This window comes from Paracoccus versutus, from assembly GCF_000763885.1.
In the GTDB taxonomy this organism is placed as follows: Bacteria; Pseudomonadota; Alphaproteobacteria; order Rhodobacterales; family Rhodobacteraceae; genus Paracoccus; species Paracoccus versutus.
The window spans coordinates 46,838-73,340 of the sequence record NZ_JRKO01000007.1; the positions used below are offsets into that span (position 1 = coordinate 46,838).

General features: G+C 66.6%; 30 protein-coding genes. 11 read left to right on the forward strand and 19 right to left on the reverse strand.

Annotation, left to right across the window (positions count from 1 at the left end):
- Positions 1-12: 12 nt before the first annotated feature.
- From ftsH to IT40_RS04285, 7 genes are all read left to right on the forward strand, one after another.
- A complete protein-coding gene (gene ftsH, locus IT40_RS04260) occupies positions 13-1,845 on the forward strand; it encodes an ATP-dependent zinc metalloprotease FtsH (RefSeq protein ID WP_036751103.1) in 1,833 nt (610 codons plus the stop codon).
- Positions 1,846-1,909: 64 nt separating this feature from the next.
- A complete protein-coding gene (locus tag IT40_RS04265; protein ID WP_036751105.1) occupies positions 1,910-4,816 on the forward strand; it encodes an ATP-dependent Clp protease ATP-binding subunit in 2,907 nt (968 codons plus the stop codon).
- A 78-nt stretch (positions 4,817-4,894) separates the two neighbouring features.
- Positions 4,895-6,037: a sigma-70 family RNA polymerase sigma factor gene (locus tag IT40_RS04270; protein WP_036751107.1), complete on the forward strand. Its 1,143-nt coding sequence runs from the start codon at positions 4,895-4,897 to the stop codon at positions 6,035-6,037.
- A 26-nt stretch (positions 6,038-6,063) separates the two neighbouring features.
- Positions 6,064-6,711: an HdeD family acid-resistance protein gene (locus tag IT40_RS04275; RefSeq protein ID WP_036751109.1), complete on the forward strand. Its 648-nt coding sequence runs from the start codon at positions 6,064-6,066 to the stop codon at positions 6,709-6,711.
- 11 nt (positions 6,712-6,722) lie between these two features.
- Complete coding sequence (locus IT40_RS27320; RefSeq protein ID WP_208021286.1) at positions 6,723-6,923, forward strand: hypothetical protein; 201 nt, start codon at positions 6,723-6,725, stop codon at positions 6,921-6,923.
- A complete protein-coding gene (locus IT40_RS04280; RefSeq protein ID WP_036751112.1) occupies positions 6,923-7,543 on the forward strand; it encodes a hypothetical protein in 621 nt (206 codons plus the stop codon). The genes IT40_RS27320 and IT40_RS04280 overlap by 1 nt, the downstream gene beginning before the upstream one ends.
- A gap of 1 nt (position 7,544) precedes the next feature.
- Complete coding sequence (locus tag IT40_RS04285) at positions 7,545-8,105, forward strand: NADH dehydrogenase ubiquinone Fe-S protein 4 (protein ID WP_036751115.1); 561 nt, start codon at positions 7,545-7,547, stop codon at positions 8,103-8,105.
- Positions 8,106-8,193: 88 nt separating this feature from the next.
- Here IT40_RS04285 and IT40_RS29910 read toward each other — a convergent pair whose 3' ends face one another.
- Positions 8,194-8,394, reverse strand: a complete 201-nt coding sequence (locus tag IT40_RS29910; protein WP_243700129.1) for a hypothetical protein — start codon at positions 8,392-8,394, stop codon at positions 8,194-8,196.
- On the opposite strand from IT40_RS29910, the gene IT40_RS29915 reads away from it, so the two are divergent.
- The 3 genes from IT40_RS29915 to IT40_RS04300 are packed head-to-tail and all read left to right on the forward strand — an operon-like array spanning position 8,393 to position 10,301.
- The gene (locus IT40_RS29915) at positions 8,393-8,623 is read left to right on the forward strand and encodes a rhomboid family intramembrane serine protease (RefSeq protein WP_243700135.1); all 231 of its coding nucleotides are present in this window, start codon (positions 8,393-8,395) and stop codon (positions 8,621-8,623) included. The two genes, IT40_RS29910 and IT40_RS29915, sit on opposite strands and share 2 nt — an antisense overlap.
- Positions 8,624-8,675: 52 nt before the next feature.
- Positions 8,676-9,098 carry a thioredoxin TrxC gene (gene trxC / locus IT40_RS04295; RefSeq protein ID WP_036751117.1) on the forward strand — a complete coding sequence of 141 codons (423 nt, stop codon included), beginning with the start codon at positions 8,676-8,678 and terminating at the stop codon, positions 9,096-9,098.
- A 57-nt stretch (positions 9,099-9,155) separates the two neighbouring features.
- Positions 9,156-10,301 (forward strand): cation:proton antiporter domain-containing protein, encoded by a 1,146-nt coding sequence (locus IT40_RS04300; protein ID WP_036751120.1) that lies wholly within the window; start codon positions 9,156-9,158, stop codon positions 10,299-10,301.
- Positions 10,302-10,498: 197 nt separating this feature from the next.
- Here the strand turns inward: IT40_RS04300 and IT40_RS04310 are convergent, their stop codons facing one another.
- The 14 genes from IT40_RS04310 to IT40_RS04370 all read right to left on the reverse strand — a co-directional run bounded on the left by IT40_RS04310 (position 10,499) and on the right by IT40_RS04370 (position 24,070).
- Positions 10,499-10,756, reverse strand: a complete 258-nt coding sequence (locus IT40_RS04310) for a hypothetical protein (RefSeq protein ID WP_036751125.1) — start codon at positions 10,754-10,756, stop codon at positions 10,499-10,501.
- Positions 10,753-11,427 carry a YcbK family protein gene (locus tag IT40_RS04315; protein ID WP_036751128.1) on the reverse strand — a complete coding sequence of 225 codons (675 nt, stop codon included), beginning with the start codon at positions 11,425-11,427 and terminating at the stop codon, positions 10,753-10,755. The genes IT40_RS04310 and IT40_RS04315 overlap by 4 nt, the downstream gene beginning before the upstream one ends.
- 74 nt (positions 11,428-11,501) lie before the next feature.
- A complete protein-coding gene (locus IT40_RS04320) occupies positions 11,502-11,789 on the reverse strand; it encodes a DUF6127 family protein (protein ID WP_036751131.1) in 288 nt (95 codons plus the stop codon).
- Positions 11,790-11,809: 20 nt separating this feature from the next.
- On the reverse strand, positions 11,810-12,886 hold the full coding sequence (locus IT40_RS04325; RefSeq protein ID WP_036751133.1) for a DUF2793 domain-containing protein: 1,077 nt from the start codon (positions 12,884-12,886) through the stop codon (positions 11,810-11,812).
- 11 nt (positions 12,887-12,897) lie between these two features.
- On the reverse strand, positions 12,898-16,863 hold the full coding sequence (locus IT40_RS04330) for a baseplate multidomain protein megatron (protein ID WP_036751136.1): 3,966 nt from the start codon (positions 16,861-16,863) through the stop codon (positions 12,898-12,900).
- A 9-nt stretch (positions 16,864-16,872) separates the two neighbouring features.
- Entirely contained in the window at positions 16,873-17,307 is a 435-nt protein-coding gene (locus IT40_RS04335; protein WP_036751138.1) for an NlpC/P60 family protein, read from the reverse strand.
- On the reverse strand, positions 17,304-18,188 hold the full coding sequence (locus tag IT40_RS04340) for a DUF2163 domain-containing protein (protein ID WP_036751140.1): 885 nt from the start codon (positions 18,186-18,188) through the stop codon (positions 17,304-17,306). The genes IT40_RS04335 and IT40_RS04340 overlap by 4 nt, the downstream gene beginning before the upstream one ends.
- On the reverse strand, positions 18,185-18,811 hold the full coding sequence (locus tag IT40_RS04345) for a DUF2460 domain-containing protein (protein ID WP_036751144.1): 627 nt from the start codon (positions 18,809-18,811) through the stop codon (positions 18,185-18,187). The genes IT40_RS04340 and IT40_RS04345 overlap by 4 nt, the downstream gene beginning before the upstream one ends.
- Positions 18,811-21,228 carry a phage tail tape measure C-terminal domain-containing protein gene (locus IT40_RS04350; protein WP_036751146.1) on the reverse strand — a complete coding sequence of 806 codons (2,418 nt, stop codon included), beginning with the start codon at positions 21,226-21,228 and terminating at the stop codon, positions 18,811-18,813. The genes IT40_RS04345 and IT40_RS04350 overlap by 1 nt, the downstream gene beginning before the upstream one ends.
- On the reverse strand, positions 21,221-21,349 hold the full coding sequence (locus tag IT40_RS30415; RefSeq protein WP_279626102.1) for a DUF7697 family protein: 129 nt from the start codon (positions 21,347-21,349) through the stop codon (positions 21,221-21,223). Before IT40_RS30415 ends, IT40_RS04350 begins: the two co-directional genes overlap by 8 nt.
- Positions 21,350-21,447: 98 nt before the next feature.
- A complete protein-coding gene (locus IT40_RS04355) occupies positions 21,448-21,885 on the reverse strand; it encodes a hypothetical protein (protein WP_036751229.1) in 438 nt (145 codons plus the stop codon).
- Complete coding sequence (locus IT40_RS04360; protein WP_036751147.1) at positions 21,885-22,826, reverse strand: phage tail tube protein; 942 nt, start codon at positions 22,824-22,826, stop codon at positions 21,885-21,887. Before IT40_RS04360 ends, IT40_RS04355 begins: the two co-directional genes overlap by 1 nt.
- A gap of 24 nt (positions 22,827-22,850) precedes the next feature.
- The gene (locus IT40_RS04365; RefSeq protein ID WP_036751149.1) at positions 22,851-23,270 is read right to left on the reverse strand and encodes an RNA-binding protein; all 420 of its coding nucleotides are present in this window, start codon (positions 23,268-23,270) and stop codon (positions 22,851-22,853) included.
- A gap of 80 nt (positions 23,271-23,350) precedes the next feature.
- Positions 23,351-24,070, reverse strand: coding sequence for a helix-turn-helix transcriptional regulator (locus IT40_RS04370; protein WP_036751151.1), 720 nt, complete (start codon positions 24,068-24,070; stop codon positions 23,351-23,353).
- Between the two features lie 87 nt (positions 24,071-24,157).
- Between IT40_RS04370 and IT40_RS04375 the strand changes: the two genes are divergently transcribed.
- Positions 24,158-24,553, forward strand: a complete 396-nt coding sequence (locus IT40_RS04375; protein ID WP_036751230.1) for a RidA family protein — start codon at positions 24,158-24,160, stop codon at positions 24,551-24,553.
- A 66-nt stretch (positions 24,554-24,619) separates the two neighbouring features.
- Here the strand turns inward: IT40_RS04375 and IT40_RS04380 are convergent, their stop codons facing one another.
- The 4 genes from IT40_RS04380 to IT40_RS04395 are packed head-to-tail and all read right to left on the reverse strand — an operon-like array spanning position 24,620 to position 26,495.
- Positions 24,620-25,255 carry a DUF6441 family protein gene (locus IT40_RS04380; RefSeq protein ID WP_036751232.1) on the reverse strand — a complete coding sequence of 212 codons (636 nt, stop codon included), beginning with the start codon at positions 25,253-25,255 and terminating at the stop codon, positions 24,620-24,622.
- Positions 25,256-25,260: 5 nt separating this feature from the next.
- On the reverse strand, positions 25,261-25,572 hold the full coding sequence (locus IT40_RS04385; RefSeq protein ID WP_036751154.1) for a head-tail joining protein: 312 nt from the start codon (positions 25,570-25,572) through the stop codon (positions 25,261-25,263).
- The gene (locus IT40_RS04390) at positions 25,572-25,907 is read right to left on the reverse strand and encodes a DUF2190 family protein (RefSeq protein ID WP_036751156.1); all 336 of its coding nucleotides are present in this window, start codon (positions 25,905-25,907) and stop codon (positions 25,572-25,574) included. The genes IT40_RS04385 and IT40_RS04390 overlap by 1 nt, the downstream gene beginning before the upstream one ends.
- A 15-nt stretch (positions 25,908-25,922) precedes the next feature.
- Positions 25,923-26,495: an HNH endonuclease signature motif containing protein gene (locus IT40_RS04395; protein ID WP_036751157.1), complete on the reverse strand. Its 573-nt coding sequence runs from the start codon at positions 26,493-26,495 to the stop codon at positions 25,923-25,925.
- Positions 26,496-26,503 lie beyond the last annotated feature (8 nt).

Consider the following 26,503-nt stretch of genomic DNA (forward strand, 5'->3'; position numbering starts at 1 on the left):
GGGCGAATAGGTATGGAAAGGAAGACCGAATACAACATCTGGTACTGGGTGGTGGCTTTCATAGCCGTGCTTTTCATCCAGAACCTGATCGCCGGCTGGCAATCCGTCGCGCCGATCAGCTACAGCCAGTTCGAGAAGTATCTCGCTGACGGGAAAATTTCCTCTGTCGCGGTCGGGGCAGACACTATCACAGGCACCTTCGCCGAACCGGTCGACGGCAAGAAGCAGTTTGTGACGACCGTAGTGAATCCCGCAATCCTGGAGCGGATAGACCGGTCAGGTATCGAGATCACTGGCGTTCCGCAAAACACTTTTCTCGGCACGCTGATTTCCTGGGTGGCGCCAGCGCTTGTCTTCTTCGGAATCTGGATGCTGCTGTTCCGCAAGTTCGCCGACAAGCAGGGTTTTGGCGGCTTCATGCAGGTCGGCCGCAGCAAGGCCAAAGTTTACATGGAAAAGGAAACCGGCGTCAGCTTCGCCGACGTGGCCGGTGTGGACGAGGCCAAGGCCGAGCTCGAGGAGGTCGTGGAGTTCCTCAGGAACCCCGCCGAATACGGAAAGCTGGGCGCACATATCCCCAAAGGCATATTGCTCGTCGGGCCGCCGGGAACCGGCAAGACGCTTCTGGCGCGCGCGGTGGCAGGCGAGGCCGGCGTGACCTTCTTTTCGATCTCGGGATCAGAGTTCGTCGAGATGTTCGTGGGCGTCGGTGCCGCACGGGTGCGCGACCTGTTCGAGCAGGCCCGGAAATCGGCCCCGGCAATCATCTTCATCGACGAACTCGACGCTCTTGGGAGGGCGCGCTCCTCCGGCCAGATTGCCGGTGGCCATGATGAGCGTGAGCAGACGCTGAACCAGCTTCTGACCGAGCTCGACGGCTTCGACCCTGCAGTGGGCATCGTGCTCCTGGCCGCCACCAACCGACCCGAGATTCTCGACCCCGCGCTGCTGCGTGCGGGACGCTTCGACCGTCAGGTGCTGGTGGACCGGCCCGACAAGACGGGGCGTGTGCAGATCTTGAACGTGCACATGAAGAAAGTGACGCTCGCCCCAGACGTCGATGCCGAGAAGGTCGCAGCTCTTACTCCCGGCTTTTCCGGCGCGGATCTTGCCAATCTCGTCAACGAGGCAGCATTGCTCGCCACGCGCCGCAAGGCTGATGCGGTGACGATGGACGACTTCAACAATGCGTTGGAACGCATCATCGCCGGGTTGGAAAAGAAGAACCGCGTGCTCAATCCGCGCGAACGCGAGATCGTGGCGCACCACGAGATGGGGCACGCGCTGGTGGCGATGGCTCTGCCGGGGGTGGACCCGGTGCACAAGGTCTCGATCATACCGCGCGGGATTGGCGCGCTCGGCTACACCATCCAGCGCCCGACCGAGGACCGCTTCCTGATGACGCGGGAGGAACTCGAAAACAAGATCGCAGTCCTGCTTGGCGGGCGCGCAGCAGAGAAGATCATCTACGATCATGTCTCGACCGGGGCGGCGGACGATCTGGTCAAGGCGACCGACATCGCCCGCGCCATGGTCGCGCGGTACGGGATGGACGAAGAACTCGGGCATGTCAGCTACGACAGCGATCGGCCCGGCTTTCTCGGCACCGGCGACCAGTCGTCCTGGCTGAACCGCCGTTACAGCGACGCCACTGCCGAGCGGATGGACGCGAAGGTGCGCGACATCGTGGATGGCGTGTTCAAGCGCACCCTCACCCTTCTTGAAACCAATCTGGATCTTCTCGAGCAATCGGCGCAGGATCTCCTGCAAAGAGAGACACTGGACGAGCCCGATCTTGTGGCAATTGGGGCCAAGTTGAAAAGAACGGAAGCGGTCGCTGCGTGACACTGTCACTGGCGCAGATGATCGGCGAACAACCCTGACTGGATAATGAAAACGGAGAAGACGAATGGCAAACGGAGCTTGCGATATTTGCGGTCGCCCGGCGACGGCGCGCGTGCGCGCCTCGGTGAACGGCAGGGTTCAGAACATGGAGCTGTGCGATCAGCACTACAGCGAAATGGCGCGCCGGTCGGGGCGCAGCGCCTCGCCGCTTGAGTCCCTGTTCGGACGGCGTTCCCTTCTTGACGAATTCTTCGGCGAGAGCGGTTTCGGCAGCCTCTTTGGTGACAGTCCGCTGCGAGGCGGCACGCTCGGCTCTATGGGTGATGGCGATGACGCTGTCGTCGACGCCACTGTCGGCGAGCGCGCGCCGCGGCGTGGATCGCGGCGCGGCGGCGGACGCACCATCGCCGACCGGCTGAGCGAACAGGGCAACAAGCTGCTGCAGGATGCAGCACAGAAGGCCGGGGAATTCGGGCGCAGCGAGGTCGATACCGAACATCTGCTTCTGGCATTGACCTCGTCTGACGTCGTCAAGACGATCCTGGAACAGTTCAAGGTCGATGTGGACGATCTGCGCCGCCAGATCGAGAAGGAAGCGAAGCGTGGAGACGCCAAGACGGAAGGCGAAATCGGCGTAAGCCCTCGCCTGAAGGACGCGCTGAACCGGGCCTTCATCGCCTCGAACGAACTCGGCCATTCCTATGTCGGTCCCGAGCACCTTCTGATCGGACTTGCCGAGGAAGGTGAAGGCCTGGCCGCGGCGATGCTGCGCAAGCTGGGGTTGACGCCGCAGGCGCTGCGTCAGCAGGTGACGAAGGTGGTCGGCAAGGGAGCCGAGGAAGGCCGCGTCGAGACTCCGTCGAACACCCCCGATCTCGACCAGTTCAGCCGTGACCTGACGAAGCTTGCCCGCGATGGCAAGCTCGATCCCGTCATCGGCCGCGCCCGCGAGATCGAGACGACGATCGAAGTGCTGGCCCGCCGGAAAAAGAACAACCCGGTGCTGATCGGCGAGCCCGGCGTGGGCAAGACCGCCATCGTCGAGGGACTTGCACAACGGATCGTCGCGGGCGAAGTGCCCGAGGCGCTGCGCGACAAGCGGCTGGTCGAGCTCAACATCAACTCGATGGTGGCCGGGTCGAAGTATCGCGGCGAGTTCGAGGAGCGAGTCCAGAAGATCCTCAAGGAGATCACCGAGGAGAAGGACAGCCTGATCCTGTTCATCGACGAGATGCACACCATCGTCGGCGCCGGCCAGGGCGGTGGCGAAGGTGGTCTCGACATCGCCAACACCTTCAAGCCGGCGCTGGCGCGGGGCGAGCTGAACCTGATCGGCGCGACGACGCTCAACGAGTACCAGAAATACATCGAGAAGGACGCGGCGCTCGAGCGACGGTTCCAGCCGGTTTATGTGGACGAGCCCACGGTCGCACAGACGATCATGATTCTGCGCGGGCTGCGCGACACGCTCGAAAGCCACCACAAGGTGACGATCACCGATGAGGCGATCATCGCCGCCGCGGAGCTTTCGGATCGCTATATCACCGGTCGCTTCATGCCCGACAAGGCGATCGACCTGATCGACCAGGCCGCGGCGCGGGTGAAGATCTCGGCCACTGCGCGGCCCGTGGACGTGCAGGAACTCGAAGCCGAGGTCGCGCAGATCAAGCGCGAACAGGACTATGCCGCAGCCCGCAAGCAATTCGACCGAGCAGCAGAACTGAAGAAGGAGCTGGAGCAGAAGCAGAAGGAGCTGGACGAGCTTCTGGAGATCTGGAAGCGCGATCAGGCTTCGGCGACCGCCGAGGTGCGCGCCGATCACGTCGCGCAGATCGTCTCCAAGATCACCGGCGTTCCGGTCACGGACCTGACCACCGAGGAGAAGGACAAGCTCCTCAAGCTCGAGGAGAAGCTGCACGAGCGCGTCATCGGCCAGGAAGAAGCGATCCGCGCCGTGGCCGATGCGGTGCGGCTGGCGCGTGCGGGTCTGCGCGATGGTTCCGGTCCGACTGCGACCTTCCTGTTTCTCGGGCCAACCGGGGTTGGCAAGACGGAACTGGCCAAGACGCTCGCGGAGGTGATCTTTGGCGACCAGGATGCGCTGATCCGTATCGACATGTCGGAGTATGGCGAGCGCCACTCGGTTGCCCGGTTGGTTGGCGCACCTCCGGGCTACGTCGGATACGACGAAGGCGGGCAGCTGACGGAGAAGGTGCGCCGTCGGCCCTACTCGGTCGTGCTCCTCGACGAGATCGAAAAGGCGCATCCCGATGTCTACAACATCCTGCTTCAGGTGTTCGACGATGGCCGCCTGACAGATGGCAAGGGCCGCGTGGTGGACTTCACTAACACCATCATCATCGCCACCTCGAACCTCGGTTCGGACATCATCCAGCGCAACCTCACGAAACGCGGCAGCAGTGAGTTCGACGAGGCCAAGCAGAAATCCGAACTGATGGAGGTGTTGCGCGGTCATTTCCGGCCAGAGTTCATCAACCGGATCGACGAGATCATCGTCTTCCACTCGCTGAACCAGTCGGAAATCCGCCAGATCGTGGGGTTGCAGCTGAACCGGGTGAAACGGACCGCCCTCGGCCAGGGCGTCGAGCTCGAGTTCGACGTGAGCGTCGTGGATCACTTCGGCGCGGTCGGCTTCCGCCCCGAATTCGGCGCCCGCGAGCTGCGCCGGCTGATCCGGTCGGAGCTGGAGACCGAGTTGGCTCGCGAGATGCTCTCCGGGCGGATCGAGGATGGTGACAAGGTCCGCGTCGCCTGGTCGGCGGACGAGCAGAAGGTCGTGTTCGAAAAGATCGCAAAGGACACCGGTGACGACAGCCCGGACGATCAGGCCAAGGCCGGGATCGACGAGTCCGGCAAAGTTGCCCAAGAAAAGGCGCACGCTCCGACGCCCGACGTCCCGGCCGAGGCCAAGGATGAGGTGCAGTCCAAGGACGACAAATCCGCCGGGTGACTTTGCGAAGGACTGGCCCGGCGCGATGACGGTCGCGCCGGCCCATTTCGTCGGAGGGTTGCAGGAAGGATCCGCGGCATGGAAGTCATAAGAGCGTTTCGCAATCTCGACCGGCACGGCCAACAGCGCGCGCCTGAGGTCATCGAGGAAGAGGTGCGGCAACTTGAACCGCATCTTGGACGCTTCCGCGAGGAACTCGTCCGGCTCGAGGTCGTCGCCTCGCAGACGAAGGGCAAGACGCGCATCCAGGTCAGCCTGCGCCTGCAACTGCCCTCGGGAATGATCGCGGCGCAGGAAGAGGGGTTCGAGATCGAGCCTGCCCTGCGCAAGGCCTTTGCCGATCTGCGCCACCGGGTCGATCGGCATGTGGCGCGCCTCAAGCACGAGCCTGAGTACAAGCGTCCCGCCCGCCGGCGCCGGATCGGCGCCCCGCTGGCGCCCGCGCGGGATGCGGCGGAAGCGGAACGGCGTCAGCTCTTCTTCGACCTGATCGAGGATCATCTCGATACGGTCTACGACACCGTCAGGCGTGAGTTGACCTATCTCGAATGCAGTGGATCTGTGCCGGCTGGTTACCTGAGCGTTGGCGATATCGTCGATGCGACGATCCTCAAGGGGCTGGCCCGCTTCGAGGATCGGCCTTCGGAGTTTTCCGTCGGCGACTGGCTGAAACGGCTGGCTTTTGAGACCATCGAGGAAGAATCCCGCGCCGCCCGCCGCGCCGTGCCTGAGGATGCCGCCTCCATCGAGGCGGAACCCGAGGCCCCGGCGGAGGATCCGACCGAGGCCGATCAGGCGATGATCGAGTTCTACCAGCCCGACGAAGTGCTGATGCTGGAGGACCTCATCGCCGACGACGGCGGCACAGACCCCGAGACCGAAGTGGATCGTCATAAGATCGCCATGGCACTGCACCGGGCTATCGCAGATCTTGCTCCGGTCGAGCGCCGCGTCCTGTATCGGATGTACCTGGAAGACGCCACGATCGCGGAGACGGCAGACCTTTTCGGCCTGACCGAGACAGAGGTCGCCGAGATCGCAGAAAATGCGGGCGCGACACTACGCGCGAGGCTTGCCGAAGCCGGGTCGGTCAGAGATCCATCAGGCCGCGCGCCCATCGAACGGGAAATCGCTCACACGCAGCGTCTGCCTCAGCCGATCGAGGATCGCCGCCGCTTGGCCGCCGCCCTAACCGGCGAGGAGGCCGGCTCCGACACCTGACATGGAACTGAATAGGAGATCGACCAATGACCACAGCCTCTGAAAACCCGACCGACAAGATGCAGGACATGCTGTGCAGCCTGTCCCGGAATTGGTGGGCATTCGTGTTACGCGGCGTGCTCGCATTGATCATCGCAGTGCTAGCCTTCGTCATGCCCGCGGAAGCGCTTCTGGCGCTCACGCTGGTCTTCGGCGCGTTCGCCTTTGCCGACGGCGTGTTCGGCCTCGTCGCCGCGATACGTAACATCCGCAAGGGCGAACGCTGGGGCTGGCTGATGTTCAGCGGCATTCTGGGCATCGCCACGGGCGTCGTCGTGGTTGTCTCGCCTTTTGTCGCGACGCTTGTGCTTGCGACATTCCTCTGGGCCAGCATCGCATTCTGGTCCGTGTTCTCGGGTGCCCTCGAGATCGCGGCAGCGATCCGCCTGCGAAAGGAAATCAACGGCGAAATCTGGCTGATCCTGAGCGGCCTTCTCTCGGTCGTTCTCGGTGTCGTCGTGACCTGGATGCTGCTGACGCGCCCGGTCGAAAGCTTCCTCGCGCTCGGCTGGCTGATCGGCTTCTACGCCGCGGTCTTCGGGGTGATGATGATCCTCCTCGGGCTACGGCTTCGCAAGGCGGATCGTTCGGACGGTGCGGCTTTCGATAACGCTCCCCCAACGGCAAAGGCGTGAGGTGCCCTGTGGTGGATGACTGGCGACTTGCCGGCGAGGAGCACGATTTCACCCGATGGGACGAAACGATCTTCGACCGTTGCCTGAGCACCGGCTTCAATCCGTTCGGCAGCGGTCCGACGCCAATCTTCCTGCGGCACCGGGACGCAGTGGCGCCGGACGCCGATGCAAAGCCGTGCAAGCCATCTGACACCGAAAATGCGAGGTGCTGATGTCGAACCGCCTGCCTGACTTGGCATTTGCTGCTGCGGCCGCTGCCTTGGGCATCGGCATCGTTTTCGTTTTTCGTTCGATGTATCTTGCCGAAGACATACTGCCTTTCGCGCAGGAGATGACTCTCATCTTCCTCGGCGCTGTCGTGACGATCATTCTGACCGCGGCGCTTCTCAATCGCCAGACCGATCTCGAGCTTCGCAAGGAAGGAAGGGTCATCATCCTCCAGCAGCAATGCGACATTTACATGGCCTGTATCGAGAAGGTCGCAGAGATCGTGGAAACCGCAAGGCACGATGCGAAGCTGATCGATGACCTGCGTGTTCTCAGCCACAAGCTGGCTGTGGTCGCGAGTGCAGGGGTCGTGTCCAGCTTCGAGCAGGTACTGGAGAGCTTGCAGTCCGGTTTTGCTGACGGCACGCTCTCGGACGGGGACGGAGAGGGCGTGATGAATGCCGTCGCCGATCTCACGATAGCGATGCGGTCGGACGTCCTGCACGCTGCTGCCTTTCCTTCGCAGAACACCGAACGCGCCGTTCGCCTGAATTCGAGGCGAATGGAAAAACTCGGCGATCTCGAACGTCACCTTCTCGTATCCACCGACTCCCGGGAGAACTGATATGCGCGGCCATAATCGCCCACCATTCCCGCCGAAAATTCCCGGAACCGATCTGCCATCCTGGGACGTGCCGACGGCAATCATCTACCGTCCTGCCCGTTCCGCGATGACATCGGCGCCTCGGCCCAACTACTGGGTCCTCGAGTTCGAGCCGTCCCGGCCGCCGCAGATCGAGCCGCTGATGGGATACACGTCCAGCGGCGATCCCTATCGTCCGATCCGGCTGAAGTTTCCGGATCGCGACAGCGCCGTGGACTTCGCAGAGAGGCAGGACTGGCATTATGTCGTGCGCGAGGACGCTGGGGGAGCCCGGATGGCGAACCCTTGGGCGGGTGAGACGCGCCACCGGCTGCACAGGGGCGTCGATGCCCCGGGAGCCTTCCGGGTCGCGTTCCGCCCCGATCGCCGCCTCTCAAGAGGCGTCCAGCATGAGAGCACGGCCGACCCGTCTACCAGCGACAGGGAGAGTTTCGATCCGGTCCTCGAAGCCTCGCTCGAATCCTTCCCCGCCTCTGATCCTCCGGCGTGGACGGGTGTGACAATTGCAAGAAAGACGACGTGATGACGGCCAGCTGCATGCGCTCGGGGAAATGAGATGTTTCCATGGGCCGATTCCGTTGCTCGCAGATACCCCCCCCGTGGCCGTCTGGTCAGTCGTCGGGATCAGCCTTCTCGCTTTCCTCTACCAGAGCGGCCTGCCGCCGCGTGCGCTCAACCGGTTCCTGTTCGACTTCGCGCTGGTGCCGTCGCGCGTCTTCGGTCAGCTCCGTCTCATCGCCCCGTCCGATTGGACGCCGTTCCTGACAAACATCTTCCTGCACGGGGGGCTGGCTGCATCTCATCTTGAACATGTGGACGCTCTGGATCTTCGGCCCCGCCGTCGAAGATCGGCTCGGACCGGGTAGATTCACACTGTTCTATCTGTTCTGTGGTGTGGCGGCCGGACTGGCTCACGCGCTGGCGAACCCCCACTCAGTCGTTCCCGCGCTTGGCGCATCGGGGGCCATCGCGGGCGTGATCGGTTGCTACCTACCCGCACCGCGGCAACGAGAGGCCCGCCGCGCCATATCCACGCGCTGAACGCTTGCATCAGCCGGCCGCCAAGACCGGCTCGTCAACGAAAGGATACAGGATGCCCACGGTCGCTTGCCCGCAGTGCAATTCCACCAACAGAGTGCCGCAAGTGCGCCTGACCGACAATCCCAATTGCGGACGCTGCGGCGCGCCTCTCTTTCAAGGCAGGCCCGTCACGCTTACAGCGGCTAATTTTGACCGTCATGCGAATGCCGAACTGCCCTTGCTCGTCGATTTCTGGGCCGAGTGGTGCGGGCCATGCAAGATGATGGCGCCCCAGTTCGAGGCGGCGGCGCGCTCGCTCGAACCCCATGTCCGCCTGGGCAAGCTCGACACCGAGGCCGAACAGCAGATTGCCGGCCGCTACGGGATCCGCGGCATTCCCACCATGATCCTGTTCAGTAGCGGGAAGGAAATTGCGAGAACGAGCGGAGCAATGCCTGCCGCGCAGATAGCGCAGTGGGCGCGGTCGCACGTCTAGAGTTTACAGGTATTGGCCTTACCTGCGCCATGCCATCAGGAGAAGAAGGAGAAGAACATGCATGGCGTGACCGGATTTTTTGAAAGTGCGGCCTTGTTGGTCTTTGCCGCGTTCGTGCTCGTGACGATATGTTCACGGATCGGCGTGCCCAGTATCGTCGGTTACATTCTTGCCGGCATAGTCATCGGACCTGCCGGCCTCGGCCTGATTGCTGAGAGCGCTGCCCTGAGCAGCATTGGCGAGATCGGAGTGGTACTCCTGCTGTTCGCGCTTGGCCTGGAATTCTCGTTCGAGAAGCTCGTAACGCTCAGGAAGCATGTCTTCGGTCTTGGAGCCGCGCAGGTTGCAGTCACGACGATAACGGTATCGTTGATAACGAGTCTGATCTTCGATCTCGCGCCCGTCCCCGCAATCCTCATCGGCGGGGCCGTTGCCATGTCATCGACGGCCATGTGCCTCAAGGTGCTCGCAAGCGCGAACGCTCTGGGATCGGCCCAAGGGCGTCTGGCCATTGCAGTGCTTCTGTTTCAAGACTTGGCAGCTGTCGCATTCCTGCTTCTGCACGATTCGATGAGCGGAGCCGCCGAGGGACATGGCGTGATAACGGTCATCGCCAGTTCTACGGCATTGGTTGCAGTTCTGTTCATTGCCCGTGGCCCCCTGCAGGTGCTTGCCCGTTGGGTCGCATCGCGTGGCGATCCGGAACTCGCCCAACTCCTCGCGCTCACTATTGCGCTCGGGTCTGCGATCGTCGCGACCTCCGCCGGTCTTTCTCCGGCACTCGCCGCATTCGCGGCCGGCATGATTATCGGCGAGGGTGACGCGCGCCATGCCGTCGAGAACGAGATCCGGCCCTTCCGCGATTTGTTTGTCGGGATTTTCTTTGTCGGCATCGGAACGCAATTGCCACTTTGGATCATTCCTTCTGCATGGCCTGTCGTGCTGATCTGGCTTGTCATTCTTCTCGTGGGCAAGACGCTGATTGTTATGGTCGTCGCCCGACTATTCGGCGAGTCGCTTCAGATTTCATGGCGAACTGGAATCATTCTTGCTCATGGGGGCGAGTTTAGTCTCATGCTGCTGTCGGTTTCCTCGACATCGGGCATTGTTGCAGAGGAATTCGCTGGTCCTTTACTCCTCGCGATTGGCGTGAGCATGCTGGCCGGGACGCTTATGGTCAGGTGGGCGGGGCTAAAGGTTTAGTAGGGCAAACATAAAGATAACTATATTGCTCAGTTTACTAAGAGCACGCCCGAGCCTGATCCCGCATGACGCTGTAGTCGGCGAGCATTTCAACGATTGCCGATCCCTCCGGCAGCAGATTGAGCTCGTCGGCTGCCCGCGCCTGGAACTCCCGGCCATACTCGACCACGGGCGGGCAAGTCGCGAGCCTGCCATGCTCAGAACGAAACGTCCCGCATCCGTTCAGCAAGCTCGTGGTGATCGCGAGGACGGCGAGCCGCCGCTTCCAGCATCCGACGTTGGACGTCATTGGCCTTCTCCATGGTTTCAAGGCGTTCGGCGAGGCGTCCCGCTCGCCCCCCGGAGCGCCGAAGCGAAAGCAGGAACAGGAGCACGGCGAACGCGATGGCGCCGTAGCGCAGAGCTACCCGCATGCACGGGCGGGCGGCGAACCCGGTCAGGAGCGCGGTGATCATCGCCGCCCCTTCTTCCAATCGTCGAGCCGAGCGTAGATCGTGACCGCGATGCCGGCGAGCGCCACCGCGATGAACACCCAGCGCAGTGTGTCGAGATACGGCACGAGCGGCAGGATCGCGGACTGGGTCTCCGCCAGGACGCTCTGAGCCACCTCGACCCCGGCGGCACCCAGCGTCGCCACACCGGCTGCGCCGCCGCCCTTCATGGTGCGGCTGTCAGCCAGCACCTCGCGCGCGGGCGGCGTCTCGGCTGCAAATGCCGTCGCCCGGACCGGGAACCGCTCGCCCCACTGGCGCGCGGGCCCGACGTCGACATGGATGAACCCCGAGCGCGGATAGAAGCCGAAGCCGAGGAATCCGACCTCCCGCGCCGCCGCCTCGAAGGCCACCGGGTCGTGGTTCGCCATGGCGATATCGAAGGCGGCGCCGTCGAGATGCTTCGACCGCGTGGCGCCGCCGACGGCGCGGTTGTGCTCGGGGCTGCGATAGGCGGAACGCACGATCAGCGGCTTGCCCAGCCGGTCGCGCAGCGCCTGCAGCTTGTCGAGCGCGGGCTCGTTGATCAGCAGCTTGCCAGTGCCCCGGCAGGCGATCTCGGCTGGCGAGAAGTTGGGCCAGCGCCAGCTGCTCACGGGGACGTCGCGCCAGTGGTCGTAGAAGGTCGTGGTCATGGGGTTCTCCGAAACGAAAAAAACCCGCCTCGAGGGCGGGTGATTGCGAACTGATGAATGGGGATGGGGCGCGGCTACGGGCTGCCGCCGAAGATCTTGAGCTTGATGGCGATGCTCGCGAGCAGCGCCAGCATGACGCCGGTTGTGATCATGCGGACGGCCGTCTGCATGGCGGTGCGGCGCACCAGGCGGATGCAGTCGACGAGCGAGCGGAGATCGCGGATGTCGAGCGCGGCCTCGTCGCCGTCGAGACCGACATCGGCGAGCGCGCGCTTCGCGCCTTCCTCTGCGGCCCGGGTCAGGATCGCCTCGAATTCGGCGTCGGGCATGCGGACGAAGCCGTCGGATCGGGGTGGTGTCATCGGGATCCTCCTTCCACCGCTCAGCCGATCTTGCAGCCCCAGAAGGACGTGTGATCGGCGGCGAAGTAGCCGTCCGCGACCCGGAAATACCCCTGCAGTTCGACGGTATCGCCTGCCGTCAGCGGGACCATGGTCTGCAGCCAGATCGTGGTGGCGAGCGAGACGTGGGTGGCGGAGATCTCCCCGAAGGAGCCGCGGATTTCGGTCGAGCCGTTCAGGACGAGGCGTCCGCTCATGCGGGCGGTGGTGCTGGCGTTGATCTTGTAGAGCAGCGTCGCGCCGAAGAGGTAGGTGCCGTCGACCAGGGCCACGAAGTGGTTGTTCGCGGCGTCGAAGGCACTCTGATCGTTGTAGTCGGTGTTGTTGAGGCCGATCTTCGTCCAGGTCCCGATGCCGACGTAGTTGTCGTAGTTCGTGTAAGCCTTGAACCGGGGCAGCCGGGGCTGGTCCACGATGCCGGTGGCGTTGTCGACGCTCAGCCCGTCGAAGAAGGTGCTGCCGTCGGCGGAGACCGCGAGACGGAAGCGGTCCGAGCCGAAGAGCCCCACAAGCGCCTTCGTCACGAAGCCGGTCTGCAGGGTCAGTCCGAGATCGTCGCCCGCAGCCTCCTTGTTCATGGTGTAGAACAGATCGCCGGTGCCGCCCTCGGCCACGGTCTTCGCGGTCCAGAGCGCCGCGTTGAGCTTGGCCGAGAACGGGTTCGACGCGTCGGCCGTGGTGCCGAGGCCTAGCAGCGTGAGGTTCTGCAGCGCCGCAGGCGTCGTGCCGATCCAGCCCGCGCCATCGAAGACGACCAGCAGGCCCTCATCCTCGACCCACGCCCGCCATCCGGTGCGTGGCGGCAGGCGCAGCCAGGTGCCGTCGGTCCAGAGCGCGACGTTCAGGTCCCAGCCCGCCCAGTCGCCCGTCGCACCCGAGCCGACGATGAAGCGGTCGCCATCGGCGGGAGAACCGGGCGGCGCCGTTAGATCCCGGTCGAGGACGGAGAGCTGGACGAGCCCGTCGAGGATCCGCAGCGCCTCGTTGTGGGTGACATGCTTCTGGGCCTGCGCCGCGAGGACGTAGGGCAGCAGGAGATGGGTCGTGGCGTCGGACATGGGAAAGGCCTTCAGAACGTGAGCGTGACGGTCTTGGGCGCGCCCCGCCCGACGAGGGCGGAGAGCTGATAGATACGGATGTCGAGCGTGTCGCCGGGGTCGAGCGGACCGCCCCAATCGGCGGTCTGCTGGGCGGCCGTGTAGACCGCGCTGGTCGTCGTCGCGCTCAGCACCCGCTTCACGGTTGCGCCGTCGAGGATCTCCACCTCGTAGGCTTCGAGTTCCTCGGCCAGCGGCACCTCGAGCCCGCCCCAGCTGTCGGCCGCGAGTGCGCGCGACCGGCGCGTCCAGCGGATGGTCAGATCGCCGGGACTGCGCGGCTTGCGCCACGGCTGCTCCACATGGGCCACGGAGAACGGACGGAGCCCGATGCCCGCAGGCGTGAAGGCCTGTGCGACATAGGTCTCGTCGCTAACCGGGCGGCTCGCCGGGCCGATACGCCAGTTCCACGGGATGCCGAGGTCGGCCTCGGCAATCGGCAGCGATGCGAGGCTGTCGTCGAGCACCACGACGCGGGCACCAGCAGGCGCCGGGTTGCCCATCGCACCTTCGGTGCCGCGCTGGCCGCGCAGGAGCCGGGTCAGGCGATACCGGCCGGGCGCCAGCAGTTCCGCCGCGCCCGCCTGAACGATCTCCCACACGCCGGGCGCGCTCTCGATGGCCAGCGCGTTGGCCCCGCCGAACAGGGTCAGGTCCGTGACGCTCTCCAGCGTGCCGGTGAGCAGATCGACCACCAGCGCGTTGCCGAGGTCGAAGCGCGACGTCGGTCCCGCAAAGAAGTCCGAGACCAGTGTGCCGATCCGTGCGCGGCTGCCGAACGTGTTCAGCAGCTCAAAGCCATCCGTGGAGGGGCTGCGGAACACCGCCATCTCGCCGGGCCAGGGAACGGCGTGCGCCGCGACAAACGGCCGATGCGCGGGCTGATCCTCGGTCAGCTGCGGCAGGTCCATCAGCACCGCATCCGGCGCGCCGAACACCACGGCCCGCGTCAGCGACGCCGCGCGGGGATCGCCGGGGGGCAGGTCGTAGGTCGCGCGGTCCTGGCGGACCGCCTCGATGCCGCGCGCCTCCGCGTCGGCGATGGAGACGAACCGCAGATCGACCAGCCGCCCGTCATGCTCCAGCCGGATTGGGTCGGCCGGATCCAGCGCCAGGCGAGAGGGTGGAAGACGGAACGCCGCCGTCTCGCGCCCCACCCACGCCTCCATCAGCGCACGGCGGCAGCGCCGCTCTGCCTCCTCGGGCGGCACCGCCATCGGGAAGGACTCCGAGGCGATGCGGGTCGTGTCGACGGTGATACGCCGCGCCTCGACGAGGGCCGCGTCGTAATCCTCGTCAGCCCGCGCGATCTGCCACTTCAGCGCCTGCGGCAGTTCCGTCTCCTGGCCGCGTGTCAGTTCCAGCACGTCGCCCTCGCGGGCTGCCACCAGATCGTCGGGCGCGAGAGTGGCGACGGAGGCCCGGCCGCGCATGACGAAGCGGATCACGCCCTCGGTCTCCACCGCGTCGAAGCCGAAATGCCGCGACAGCGTGGTGATCGAGGCGCGCGGGCTTTCGAGCGCGGTGATGGCGTAGCCCTCGACCGCACCCCAGAGACCGGAGACGTCGATCCGGGTCTCGGGCAGCCCGGCGCGCAGGCAGAGGTGCCTCACGAGCGCCGCCAGCGACACCGCGCCGAGCCGCCCGGTCAGCCAGTGGCCGAGCCGCCAGTTCGCGCCGTCCGTCCAGACGTCGGTCAGCGCCGGGAAGAAGGGATAGGGCCGCGCGTCCCAGGTCCAGGCGGCGCATTCGGGGACGTGCACCATCCGGCCGCCGTAGACCGAGGACAGCGGGTTGTTCGCGGCCTCGCCCCACCAGAGATAGGTCGCCTCGAGATAAGCCCGCTGGATCGCGTCATCGCGCCAGCCCCGCGAGAAATGCGGCGTGAAGCTCTCCGACGACTTCGGGTCGAAGAAGACGTTCGGCTGGTTCGTGCCCCGGTCGATGGCCGGACAGCCGAGCTCGGTGAACCAGATCGGCTTCGACTGCGGCACCCACGCGGTCGGCGTCGCGCTCTCCACCCCGCCCGGGCGATCATAGTGCGGGTTCGACCACCAGGCGCGCAGATCCTTGTAGCGGAACACCCACGGCTTGCTGGCCGAGCCGTCGGTGATCGGGGTCCGCACCTGCGCCGATCGGTCGGCGGCAGAGGCATAGAACCAGTCGAAGCCTTCGCCGCCCGCGATGTTCCCCTGCAAGTAGGCCCGGTCGTAGATCGCGGGCCAGCCCTCGGCCGCGTCGGCATGCTCGAACCCGTCGCGCCAGTCCGACAGCGGCATGTAGTTGTCGATGCCGATGAAGTCGGTGTCCGGATCGGCCCATAGCGGATCGAGATGAAAGAACACGTCGCTTGAGCCGTCACTCGGCTGGTGCCCGAAATACTCGCTCCAGTCCGCCGCGTATCCGATCTTCGTGCTGGCACCGAGGATCGAGCGCACATCCGCGAGGAGGTCCCGATAGGCCTGCACGGCCGGATAGGTGCTGGCGCCCGAGCGGATCGTCGTCAGCCCCGGCATCTCGGTGCCGATCAGGAAGGCATCGACACCGCCTGCCGCCGCGCAGAGATGAGCGTAGTGCAGCACCATGCGCCGCAGGCCCCAGTCGCCCGATAGCCCGGCCCAGGAAACCGATTGACCCGAGACGCTGAAGCTCGCGGGCGTCGCCGCGCCGAACAGCGCCGCTACCTGGCTTGCGGCTGTGGCGGTCTTGTCGGCGCTGCCGGCGTAGCCAGCCGCCGGAGAACAGGTGATCCGACCGCGCCACGGGAATACAGGCTGCCCCGTCTCGGCGGCGTTGTCGGAATACGGGTTCGGCAGCGTGTTGTCGGGCGGCACATCCATCAGGATGAACGGGTAGAAGGTGACGCGCAGCCCGCGCGCCTTCATCTCCTGGATCGCCTGTACCACGGCGAAGTCGGACGGCGTGCCGCCATAGACAGGGCGGTCCTGCTCGTCGCGGCTGACGAGGAAGGCATTGGCGCGGCTGACGCCGTTCACCGACCAGCTGGCGGGCGTGGTGGATTTGGCCGAGACCTCGACGCCCGGCCGCACCTTGCAGGAGCCTGCGCGCAGGTCGTCGCCGAACCACGCCACCACGAGGCTGACGCTCTCGACCGCAGGCGCCATCGCCTGCAGCCGGTCCAGCGCCTCCACCATGTCGGTGGAGTCGGCCAGCGCATTCAGGTTCTCGGGCACCGTCGCGCCGCCATCGGTCTTTCGGATCGCCTGCGTCGCGTAGGTGAATTCGCCCGAGGCCGGGATCATGGTAACGGTACGGGTCAGTCCCTCGGCGGTGTCGGGATCGGCGAGCGGCCGGAACACCTCGAAGGACAGCTGCGGCAGGCGGTTGCCGTAGGTCGAGAGCGCCAGTTCCTCGAAGACCACATAGGCCGTACCGCGATAGGCGGGCGTGCTGGCGGCACCGATCTTCGCCGCAATGAATGGGTCCGCCGTTTGCGCCTCGTCGCCCGGATACCAGCGCCAGGTGACGCCGGAGAGGTCCATCGGCTTGCCGTCGGCCCAGATGCGGCCGACGCCGGTGATCGGGCCCTCGCACAAGGCCACCGCGAAGCTGGCATAGTACAAATACTCGGTGGTCTTGACCTTGCCACCCCCGCCGCCCTTGCCGCCGCCCTGCGTGGTGGTCTTCGTCTCCTCGCGGAAATCCGTCGCCCAGATGATGTTGCCGCCCATCCGCATCCGGCCATAGAGCCTCGGGATGACCGCGCCCTCGGTTGAGGACGTGATCCGGAGACTGTCGAGCCGCGCGCCCTCGATGCGCTGGGTGGGCGCCAACGACGAGATGATCCAGCTGTCGACGACCGAGCCGATGGTGGAGCCGATGAAGCCGCCGATGGTGGCGGCGCTGACGCCGAGGATCGCGCCGCCGATCGAACCTCCAATGGCGGCGCCGGCCGCGCCGAGAACGAGCGTTGCCATGTCGGGGTCTCAGTGTTGCGGAAACAGGAAAGCGAAGGCGATGCGCCGCCGCCAGGATGGGGTGAGCGGCTCCTCGACCACGCCGAGCCGCTCGTAGGCATGCAGAAAAGTGCCGGGCCCGGTGAGGATCCCGACATGTTTGGCGATGGCCCGGGGCTTCATCCGGAAGAGGAGCAGTGCTCCGGGACCGATTTCGGCGGGCAGCACCTCGATCATCATCCGGCGCGCGCCCTCGGCCAGCACCTCGCGCGGGCCGGTCTCGCCCCAGTCCCGGCTGTAGGACGGGATCGGGAACGGCTCGGGGCCGACGGCCTCGCGCCAGACGCCGCGGCCCAGCCCGAGGCAATCGCAGCCGACGCCGCGCAGGCTGGCCTGATCGTGGTACGGCGTGCCGAGCCAGGAGCGCGCAATGGTGATGACGCGCTGGGGATCAGCGGTGTTCACAGCACCGACCCCTCGTGCCCGCCGTCCTTTGTGGCGTATCGCAGCACGGCATCCTGGCCCGGGATGTGCGGGAAACCCCGGAAGTTGACGGTATTGGCGAACTTCGCCCCGCAGGTCTCCATGCGCTTGTCGCAGCCCGCGCGGATGGTGAAGGCATCGCCCTCGGCGATGGACCGCACCGGCGCCTCGAGCAGGGTCAGGATCGCGACGCCGTCCGTCACGTCATGGCCCAGCACTTCCGCGCGACGCCCCGCATTCGCGTCGCTCGTCCATTCGATGGTGCCGAAGGTGAACCAGCCGGAAGCGAACCCGCCGAGCCCCGAGGCGGTGAAGGCCCTGTCGCGCAGGAGATCGATGACGGCGCCCGTGCCCTTGTAGGCGGAATCCTCCAGGTCGACGCCGCAGCGGGCGTCCCCGAGCGTGGCATCGCAGGTCGCCTGGAAGGTCCGCCCGACTGTCTGGCCCAGCACATGCGCGAGCGAGCGGACCTCCGCGACGAAGGCGAGCCGCCCACGCCGGATCTGGCCTATCGCCCCGCGCCGCATCAGCACGCGCTGGCCGGTGTTGGCCCAGTTCACACGCCAGACCTCCACCTCCGCGTTGTCCCAGCGCCCATCGAGGATGTCGGTCTCGGTGATGCGGTCCGAGGTCAGCACGCCCTCTGCGTCCTGCGCATCGACCGAGAGGTCCGAGCCCGAGCGCACCTCGGACGCGGTGAGCCCGCTCTCGGGCTCGAAGTCGGTCTCGTCGAAGCTCAGCGTCCGGTCGTGATCGGTGAAGCCGAAGGTGACGCCATCGGCGCGGGCGATCCGCCAGCACCAGGCGAGCGTCGTCGTGCCCTCGTCGAAATGGGCCTGCAGGGCGGGGTCGAGGGTCTTCATCGGCGCAGTTCCAGTAGCGGGATGGAGGTGATCGAGCCGAGCCGCTCGAGGTCGAGCGTCACGTCGAGCGCATCGGCGTCGAAGCGGACCGGCACATCGAACTCGAAGCCCGCGGTGATCGCGACGCCAGAGCCCGGCGCCGCAGCGAAGGTGACGAGGCCCGTCGTGACGTCGACTGACCAGCCGGAGAGCTGCTCTACATCCGACAGCGCGATGCGCACGCTGCCCGCCACCGGCTTGGCGATGGCGCGCGTCCAGGATTGCGCGCCAGAGGCGTAGCGCTTCACCAGTTGGAAGGTTGTCGTCGTGCCGTCGCCGGTGCCGATCGCCTGATCGGTCAGCGACGGCGTGCCCGAGGGCAGGCAGGACTTGTGGTCGCCCCAGTCCTTGAAGCGGAAGCCATGCAGACGACCGTTCCGCGCTTCGAAAAAAGCCACGACCGCCGCCAGATCATCGGCGCGGCGGATGCCGTAGGCGACGTCGTAGCGGCGGCGCGAGTTTGCCCAGCTGGCGTTCCTCTCCTCGTCACCGGAGGCGAGCTCGACGATCTGCGTGCGCCGTTCCGGCCCGCCCCGCGCGCCGCGACTGATGTTGTCGGGAAACCGGACTTCGTGAAACGCCATCACATGCCCCTCCGCCCGAGCGACACGGCCCGGGCGATGTCGGCGGCGACCTGCGTGCGGGACTGGCGGAAGCTCTCGGCGTCGCGGGCCATGATGGTGACGTTGATCCCGCCGCCCGCGCCGTAGCTCTGCGCCTCCCGCCGCGACAGCACCCGCTCACCGCGTTGCAGGATCGCGGGCACCTCGTCATGACGCAGCCCCGCCATGCCGCCTGAATGCATGCGCGGGGCGGCGGCGAAGGCCATGGCGGGCACCATGCGCGAGGGGCCAGCGGAGCCGACCATCCCGCCCGCATGCAGGACATTGGCGAAAATGCCGCCCGCACCGGAGAACACGCCGGAGAGCGCGTTTGCGATCGGCCCGAGGATGAACCGCCGCGCCGCGAGCTGGGCGAGGTCGGCCAGCAGCGAGGTGACGAGGTCGCGGAAGTTCAGCTTGCCGGTCTTCACGAACTGGCCCACCGCGTTCTCGGCCGACTGGAATGCGCCGACGAGGCTCTGGCCGATGTCACCGCCGATGTCGCGGGCCTTGCTGGCGTAGTCGGAGAGCGCTGCGGTGACGGCCTGCCAGCCGGTGACGGCGGCCTCGGTCGCGGGCTCCGCTACCGCAGCAGCAGCTCCGGCCGCAGCACCTGCACCCGTGGCGGCGCGTCCGGCATCGCCGAGCGCCGTCTCCAGCCGCTCGGCCGCGCTGGTGGCCTCGGTCAATACATCGACACTGGCTTCGTCGGCACCCCGCACCGCATCGCGCAGCGCCTGCCAGCTTTCGAGGGGCGCGCGAGCGCCCTCGGCGAGATCGCGCGCGGCGCTGCGGTAGACATTCGCGGACTCGAGCGCCCGGTTCGCCGCCTCGGTCAGGCCGAGATCGGGCGCGCTGAGCGGGTTGTCCTCGAAGGCCCGGTCGAAGGCCGCCTGCGCCGCCGTCGTGGCGGCACTGGCCGCGCCCTCGAAGCGGTTCTCGATCTCGCCGAGGTCGAGGTCCGGCACCAGCGAGATGCGTCGCTCCGACCCGAGCGCTTCCAGCCCCTGGTTGATGCCGTCGATGAAGCCGTTGATGCGCGACACCACGCCGTTCAGCATCGCCTCGACGCCATCGACCAGGCTATTGGCCGCCTGGAACGCCAGATCGCCGATGGCGGCGGGCAGCAGGCCCCAGATCGCCTTGATCGCCTCGTAGGCGCCCTCGAAGGTGTTCGCCGCCGTGTTGCCGAAACCGACGACGCTCTCGATGGCGCTCTGCATGCCCGAGGCGGCGTCCGCCTTCAGGTCGAAGAACATCGCCGTGGCGGCCGCGCCCGCCGCCGCCGCGCCCATCTTGATGCGTTCCCAGACCTCGACCGCGACGTCTTTCAGCAGCGACATCGCCTCGCCGAAGCCGCCCGCGCCGGAGACGAGGCGCGTGAACTGATAGACAAGCTCGCCCGCGCCGACGATCAGCGCCCCGATCCCGGTGCGGACCAGCGCGCCGCGCAGGACGACCAGCGCCGTGGCGAGACCCCGGACCGAGAGCGCCGCAGCGGCCATGCCGGCCACCCAACGTCCCGCGAGGAACGCGGCGAAGGTGGCGGCATAGGTGGTCAGGCGGCTGATATTCTCGAAGAGGCCGCGGATCGCGATGCCGAGCGGGCCGGTGCGACTGGCGACCGCCGCCATGGCGTCGGCAACGGCTTCGAGCGCGGGGGCTGCGGCGACAGCCAGCTGGTTCGACAGCCCGCGCCAGATCAGCCCGAGGCGCGAGATCGCGTCGTTCGTCCGCTCGATCTGGTCGGCATCCTGCTCCGACACGACGACACCGAAGGCGAGGACGTCCTCCGTCGCCTGGCGCAGCGTCGCGGTGTCGATCCGCGACATGGCGATGGAGCCTTCCTCGCCGAAGAGTTGGCCTGCCACGGCGGCGCGTTCGGCGGCAGGCACGAAGTTCTCGATGGCGGCGTTGATCGCACCCACGCGCTGATCCAGCGGCAGCGCAATCAGGTCGGTGGCGGAAAGCCCGAGCCGGTCGAGCGCGTCGGCGGCAGGACCGCTCCCGGCGGCCGCCTGGCTGAGACGGCGGGTCAGATCCTTGGTCGCCTGCTCGATCCCGGACATGGACACCCCCGCCAGTTCGCCCGCGCGCTCCAGCGTCTGGATCGAGGCCACGGTGGTGCCGAGGGACTGCGCGAGCTTCGCCTGCGCATCCACCGTCTGCAGGCCGGACCGGATCATCGCCACGCCAGCGGCGGCAGCGGCGGCCACGGCAGCAGCAGCAGCCACAGCGACACGGCGAGAAAACGCCGCGAGCCGCGCGTTCGCCGCCTCCATCTCGCGGCTGAGCCGTCCGAAGCCGCGCGACCCGGCTTCGCCCACGCCTTCCAGCTCAGCGCGCACCTGCCGTCCGCCCACGGCCGCGAGGCGGACGCTGACCCTCTTCTCAGCCATGGGAATGATCCATCTGTTCGTTGAGCTTCGCGACCATCACCGCTTCGATGACGGGCAGCAGTTCGGCCACGGCGGTGGGCGGCACGCCGAGCGCGTCACCCAGCGCCAGCGCCGCCGACATGTCCCAGCCGATCACCGTGCCGGGGAGCACGCGCAGCTGGCCACCGAGACGGCTGACGAGGTCCCAGACCTGCCAACCTTCCGGTGTTTCCGGACGGTTCAGCCGCGTCGGGCAGTCCGGGCAGATTTGCGTGCAGGCTTCGCAGTATCGGTCGCCCCCGCTGAAGGACCATTCGGCGAGAGCGCGGAGACGTTTTTTTCCTGTTCCAGCAGCAGGCCCTTCGAGACGTAGGTCAGCTGGAAGGCCTCGAAGATCGGCCAGACGTCGAGCAGCGCGTCGATGGCCTCCGAACTCGGGTCGATGGGCTTGCCGTCGGCATCGCCGATGCCGTCCCAGGCGAACACGGCACGCCGCGCGAGCGCCTTGGCGAAGGCGACCGCGCGTTCCTCGTCCGAGGCCTCCTCGGGAACTGCCTCGACAGCCGGATCGCTGCGGGTCGAAACCATCAGCGCGGTGGTCAGCGGGCGCAGCTGTACCCGGACGCCGGGTGCCAGGTCATGCCAGCGCGGCGCGTTGGTCAGGTCGAGCGTCAGCATCAATACGTCTCCACGTCGTTCACGAGGGTGGCGGTGCACATCCGGCCGACGACGCTGTCGCGCGCGGCCTGCCAGTCGAAGGTCGCCTGCACGCCCTGCGGCCCGGAGATCTCGATCCGGGGGCGCGGCAGGTAGACCGCGTGCACGGTGAAGGTGAAGCTCTCGCCCGAGGGCAGGACGTAGGCGAACTCCATCTCGCAGGCCTCGCCGTTGATGGCCTGCGTCACCAGCGTCTGGTCGGCGAAGCGCACCTCGATCCGGCCGGTGAGCGCGGCGATGGACGGGTCCGCGCCGTCGATGCGCTCGTCCGAGCGGATCGTCTCGATCCGGTCGAGGTTGTTGGCATAGGTGATCTCCGCCGAGACCACATTGCCGAGCGCCGTCCCATTGCGGCTGATCGCCCCGTTGAAATGGCCGAAGCGCTTCAGCTCGAGCGCCGCCGGTGTCCCGGCGCTGGTGGTGGTGCCGACCGTCTCGCCCTGCGCGACCAGCCGCGCCGTGGCGGTCAGCAAGCCCGAGCGCTGCATCTGCCAGGTGATCTGGTCGAGCACGCAGCCCGAGTACATCGCATAGCGCGGCGCCTCGGGCATGCCGGTCTCGATCGACATCGAGGGCAGCGTCCAGGACCCCGACTGGAACTCGTGGGTGTACGGCGCCTCCGCGCCCGTGGTCGTCGGGATGCCGAAGGCCGCCTTCAGCCAGAAGCCGAAGGCTTCCGCGTCGAGCGGCACCACGACGTCGCCGTCCGCCGTCACCGCGTCCTTGATCGGCGCCAATGGATCGCGGCCGTAGCCCAGCAGCTCCGAGTTCAGCAGCGGCTGCTCTGCGCCGAGCGACGTGCTGGCGAAGGGCATGCGGGTGAAGCCGCTGGCAGGCGGCGTTCCATAGGTTGTCTCGAACGCAAGCGCCATCAGCGCCCGCGCCCCCTGGGCTCGTGCCATGGTGTTCTCCTCGGGTTGTCGGGATCAGCCGAGCGGATCGGCCGTGGAATAGTGCAGCACCACCGGGATGACCGCCGCCTTCAGGCTGGCCGCACCCTCGACCGGCAGATCCACGGGCCGCGGCGCTTCGGCCTCGACCCAGTCGCAGAGCCCGCCCAGCGTGCGGTCGGCGGCGAGCGCTGCGCCGATTCTGGCGGTCAGCGTGGCGAAGGCGGCGTCACGGTCGGCGCCCTGCACGACCGCCTCGATCTCGGCGCGGTGCTGGTAGTGGTAGCGCAGGGGCGAGAGCGTGACCTCCGGCTCGCCGGGCTCGCCGTCGCGCAGGATCAGCATCCCATCTGCCGGAACCCGCTCGGGCAGCACGTCGCCGCGGAGCGCGGTGGCCGGCAGCGCCGAGAGCCGCGCGTGCAACGCGGCGAGGATGGTTTCGCGAGGGGTGGGCATTGGTTTTCCCAGTGAAAAGTGATGCGATGGTTACGACCGCCGAATTTAGACGCCTGTTCCGACGTGCTCGGTGCGCAATATCAGCGAAGCAGGTCACGATAGGGGCAAACGTCATCCTCGAACGGCACGTGGCGTTGCCGGAACTTCAGGCTGTCGACAGGTTCCGGGTGGCTAATCCTGTCCATCCGGAAATGCCGGAAATCCTCGCGTGCCGGATCCCATGCCACAAGGTACCAGAGCGGTGGCAGGATCAGCATGGCTTGCGGCTCGATCTGCCGTTCAGTCACGACCCCCTTCGCGTCGCGGTAGCGGAACTTCAATTGGATGCGCTGCAGGAACGCCGTCTCGAACGCCGGCAGCAATCCCGGATCCATCGTCCCCACATTTGACAGGTCCTGGAGCGGTGAGAGCTTGCCGACATGAAGGCAGTCCAGAAACCGACGCAGGTCGCGCAACTTCTCGGGCGGAAGGGCCTTCTCGATCTTGGCAAGCCCGGAATCCGCCAGACCCGAGAATGGCAGGTTCCCGGCCGCGCGCATCGCCGCGACTCCGAGCAAAAGCGCGAATACCTCGGTCACGGCAAGCCGTGCCGTTGTCTGGACCGAACCGGGGTCGAGGAGCAGTCCGCCGCCGCGCCCCGGCTCGGAATGGATGACGAAACCTTCGTCGCGCAGCGCGCCGATGTCGCGCAGGATCGTCCGCCTCGATGCCCCGACCTCTTCGGCGAGTTCATCGACGGTGGTCATCCCGTTGCGGCGAAGGCTGCGGACGATGGCGTCATGGCGGGCGCGAATGTTCATGTCGCCACTGTAGCATCTTTGGTGCCAGAATTTGGCACCAATTCAGTTCAGGAGGATAAGGCAACAGTCAGCATGGAGACACCGACAATGCAACGCACCGCTGTGAACCCCTGGGATTGGTCCCTCAAGCTCGGCTACAATCAGGCCGAGATCATCGAAGGCACTTCGCGCCAACTGATCTGTGCGGGGCAGACTGCTGTCGACGCGGAAGGCAACCCGCAGCACGCAGGCGACATGCGCGTGCAGATCAGCTTGGCGCTCGACAATCTCGAGGCCGTCCTTGCAAAGGCGGACATGAGCCTCAGCAATGTCATTCGGCTGGTGGTCTATGCCACCGACGTCGATGAGGCGCTGAAGAATTTCGACTTGCTCGGCATGCGCTTCGGGTCGATCCAGTGCGCACCTCCAATGACCTTGCTCGGGGTGACGCGGCTCGCGATTCCGGGCCTGCTGTTCGAGATCGAAGCCACCGCTGCTGCATAAGGCGGGGCTGAGTTTAAAGCGGTCAGGCGGCATCGAAGTCTTCTGACCGTCTCGCTTGCCAACCAATCAAGCCAACCGCCCCTCCACCCAGTTCGCCACGATCAGCCCCGGCACGCTGTCCAACGCCCGGTCCGCGTCCCGCGCGAGGTCCAGCCGCTTCGGCAGCTTGACCTGCGGGACCAGAAGGAAGATCGGCGCGGTAACCTGGTTGCGGCCGGTCTTCGCGCGCGAAGCCACCGCCTGGCCGCGCGTGTTGATCCGGGCGCGGTCGGCGACCAGCAAGCTCGGCCCGCGCCGACGATAGACAAACCTCAGACGCAGGCCACGGCGGCGCTCCCATTCGCCGGGTGTGAGCTTGGCGCCTCGGAGGCCCCGTCCGGCGGCCTCGGTCGGGATCGCGAGCCAGAACCCGTCCTTCGAGCGGATCAGCGGGCCGGTGTCATGCGCGCCGACGATGACCGGGGCCTTGGACCAGACGAGCGCCGCGGCTTCCAGGCTTTCGCCCGACCTCGGGAAGTTCTGGCTCCGGATCGAGTTGGCCAGCCGTGTGCCGAGCCCCGCGCCGGTGATCTGCAACCGCCACGCGGTCTTCAGCCCCGTCCCGGCCTCACGCATGGCGGCCGTGACAGCGCGTTCGCCCGCCGCGACCTCGGCGGCCATCATCGCGACGATGTCGGGATCGATGTCGAGCTTGAGCTTCATGGCGGTCATGCCGGGCGCAGATCGACGGTCCAGACCAGCCGCTCGCGGTCGCGGACGGGCTCTCCCTGGATGAGGAAGGCGTCGCCGTCGATCTCCATGCGGTCCCCGGGACGCGGGGTCGCCACCTCGGCCACGCGCAGGTCGATCCGAGTGGTCTCGGACCAGAGCCGGGCATCGCCGAAATCGCTGATGGCGTCGGCGCGCCGGGCAACGACCCGCACAAGCACAGGCGCGCCACCGTCGGCGATGTAGACCGCGTCCCGGCCGATGTTGGGATCGGCGAAGAGCGCGCCCACGGCGGCGGCGAAGGCGCTCATCAGAACGCCGCGTTCAGCCGCACCCGGCCGATGGTGTCGCCCGCGCCGCTCGCCACCGCCTCGACCGCCACGCCGATGAGGGTGTTGTCAGTTGCCACGGTCGTGCAGCGCTTGTTGGTGTCGTCCCAATAGACCTTCGCGCCGACGGTCCAGGCCTGCGAGCCGACCTTGGTGATGTCGAACACGCCGACGAGCGCGGTCTCGACGGGCTCGCCGATAGCGGCCGCTCCGGCGGCGATGCCGAAGATGGAGCCGACGAGCACGCCATCGCCGGAGGCGACGGCATAGGGCGCGGTCAGGGTGATGGTGTTGCCGGGCTGGACGTAGGTTTTCATGGGGGTGATCCTTTCTCAGACGCGCTGATTGGTCAGGTGTTTTCGGATGCGGCCAGTTTTCAGGGCGGCGACGTGGCTGACGGTGACGCCGAACGCCCCGGCGACCTCGCGGCGGGAGAACCCGGCGCCGAGGCAATCGAGCATCCGGCTGCATTGGTGATCGGTCAGGCGCGAGAGATGCGAGCGGTCACCGCAGTGCATCGTGCCGTGATCGCGCTTGTGCTCTATGTTCTCGCGCTGCGTCACATAGGCGAGGTTTTCGACCCGGTTGTTGGACTTGTCGCCGTCGAGATGGGCGACGACCAACCCCTCCGGCCGCGACCCGAGGAACGCGGTCGCGACCAGAATGTGCAGGGCAATCCGCTGACGGCTGCCTGCCGTTTCGCGGACCAGCGTGTGGTGCAGATACCCCTCCGGGTCACGCGAAGGCTGCCGCAGCGTCCATTCGCCGCGATCCAGCCAGCGAGAGCACGCACCGCGCGGGATCCTGCCCTTGCGATGCGCGCTCCAGACCCGGCCGGTTCGGTCGATGTGGTATCCGGGGAAGCCGGGGATCGGCACCGCGCCCAGTCGATCATCGATCGTCATGGGAGCCA